We start from the raw sequence: 2,312 nt of genomic DNA on the forward strand, positions 1-2,312 counted from the left end.
TTGTTCAGGTATCCAAGGTTAACCGTTTCGTGGAAAAGTAAACAGCCCTTCCGAGCTCTTTTTGAACTGGCCTTTAACGGTGCACGCGCCATTGAGGGCATTTCCGTAGCCGTGGTCAGCGTCTACCAGAAGCGGAATCGCCGACGCTCCACATGCTTGTGCCGCAATCTGTGCGAGCTCGGTCAACGTGACTAGCGCGATATCCTGCGCGCCGAGCACCATCATGGGCTCCATAGAGCCGGCAATCAGGCCAATCTCAAACCGGCACTCCCCGCCGAATGGGCCGATAGCGGGTCGTACACCGAAGAGCAAATCGTCAGGCTGTCGTGTCCGAAGATTTCCTTGAGCTTCTTACGAGCTAAATTCATATCGTCTTCCAGATGACAGGTGCCTCGCCCCGCCGTCGACGGGTTGTGTCACGCTAGGATTGCTTGTGCATAGCGATGGAAACCATCATGTCCGATTGCGTATTCTCGACGAGAACGAGCGACGCGCAGCGGATCAAATCCAGCCTTCGCGAAAAAGACATTGAAAAACCGCAAAAAACTACCGGTTTGCTGGTTAAACGACTCGACACATCTTTAGGTGATTGTCCCAATCTGCAATTCGTTATATCGCGGCGCCTACGCTTGCAGGTCTAGTTGCAGAGCGAATCCAAGCGTTCGCCAACCAACCGCCATGCCTCCCTCTTTTCCGCGGCATAGTCATAGCGCTGATAGACTCGCTTCATCCGATTTGCTTCACGATGATTTAGGCACGCTTCAATCACGACCGGCAAGACGCCCAACTGCTGCATCATCGTGGCACTGGTTCTGCGTAGATCATGCGGACTCCAAGACTCTTCCCCAAGTACTAATGCGTTCTCGTTCGCACTGCGTTTCTTATACGCGACACGCTCGTAGAACTTCAATTGCCGATCTGCGATCTGCTTCGTGATCGATTTTGGATCCACGTGATTGTCCGGATCACTCCGCGAAGGCATTAGCCACACCTCGCTATCGGACAACTCCATCAGCTTACGTAGATGCTCGCGTGCGAATGGCGACAGGAAAATCACGTGTGATTCTTTATTCTTCGCCACGCTCGGCGGAATGCGCCACGTCCCGGCGTCGAGATTGATAGCGGTTTTCTTCGCCTTGATGATCTCGCCGATCCTTACAGTGGTGGCGAGGATCAACCAGACTGCGTGCCGGGTGCTCTCGAGCAATTCGGCGGCTTTGAGGGCAGCGGAAAGCGCCCTGATCTGATCGTCGCTTAATATTCGATCATTTTCTTTGTCCTGACCGCCCACGTGTTTTTTCTGGATACCGGAGGTTGGGTCAAAGATGACGATCTCGCGGATCACGGCGAAACCAAACATCTGACGAATTTCAGCTAATACTCGATTTGCCAAGCGTAAAGCACCCCGCCCCTTAATGCGATCGAGCACCCCCATAACATCGGCACGGGTGATATCGACGGCATAACGATCACCGAGTGCAGGAAGCAGGTCTTTTTCGAACCCGCGCTTGGTCTCGGCGCCTGAATCGTTCCGGTCGGCAAGGTCCATCTCAGCCCACATTTCGAAGAGTTGGCGCACCGTCACCTTTGCTGCCTCTGCTAGCGCCTTAGCCTGTCTCTGTTCGATCTCCCGAATCACCGCCTCTTGCCTGGCAGCCCGCTCGTTCCTATCGTGGTCATTCGGATTCACTCCGGATGCGAGAACGCGTTCGGCCTCGTTGCGAATCCTCCTTATTTCGGCCAACGTTACCCCCGGCCACGTGCCGCATGTGAAGTCATGTTTCTTCCCGTCATACCGGAAACGCCAACGAAACATAATCGTGATTCGCCCATCCTTGGCACGGCGAACGTCGCCGTACAGGTTGCCACCATCGCGCAGTCGCATCCCTGCCTCAGTGGCCTTGATAGCCTGCAAGCCCTTTACCGTCAACGCTGCCATATTCGACCTCCAATCCCTAGAAGTGCCCCCCAAAGTGCCCCCCGTTTTCGCCGGACCATCTTGGAAGTCCTCGGAATTATTTGGACACAGAATACCGTCAAACCCTTATACGATGGGAATTTAACGATAAAATTCGGACAAGTTTGGATTTGCTGGGAATAGATTAAAACTGCATGGGGTGCAGGTGGTCGGAGGTTCAAATCCTCTCGCCCCGACCAGAACAAAACCCGCACAGCGTAAGGCTGTGCGGGTTTTTTCATTTTCTCTCGCTGCACAAAATTTAGGCACTAACTAGACCGAACTTTGACTCGATCACAAACATAAGCCATTGATTTCACGCTGTTATGCGTGCGAGCGCAGGATAGCTACTGGG

At 53.7% G+C, this 2,312-nt stretch carries 3 protein-coding genes; all 3 read right to left on the bottom strand.

The window, feature by feature from the left end; translation table 11 throughout:
• Window positions 1–18 precede the first annotated feature (18 nt).
• On the bottom strand, window positions 19–225 hold the full coding sequence (locus tag AWB69_RS44970) for a hypothetical protein (RefSeq protein WP_156529220.1): 207 nt from the start codon (window positions 223–225) through the stop codon (window positions 19–21).
• Window positions 226–245: 20 nt separating this feature from the next.
• A complete protein-coding gene (locus AWB69_RS50540; protein ID WP_269447533.1) occupies window positions 246–368 on the bottom strand; it encodes a hypothetical protein in 123 nt (40 codons plus the stop codon).
• Between the two features lie 269 nt (window positions 369–637).
• Window positions 638–1,939 (bottom strand): tyrosine-type recombinase/integrase, encoded by a 1,302-nt coding sequence (locus AWB69_RS44975; protein WP_062093200.1) that lies wholly within the window; start codon window positions 1,937–1,939, stop codon window positions 638–640.
• Window positions 1,940–2,312 lie beyond the last annotated feature (373 nt).

It is taken from the genome of Caballeronia udeis, from assembly GCF_001544555.2.
Taxonomy (GTDB): Bacteria; Pseudomonadota; Gammaproteobacteria; order Burkholderiales; family Burkholderiaceae; genus Caballeronia; species Caballeronia udeis.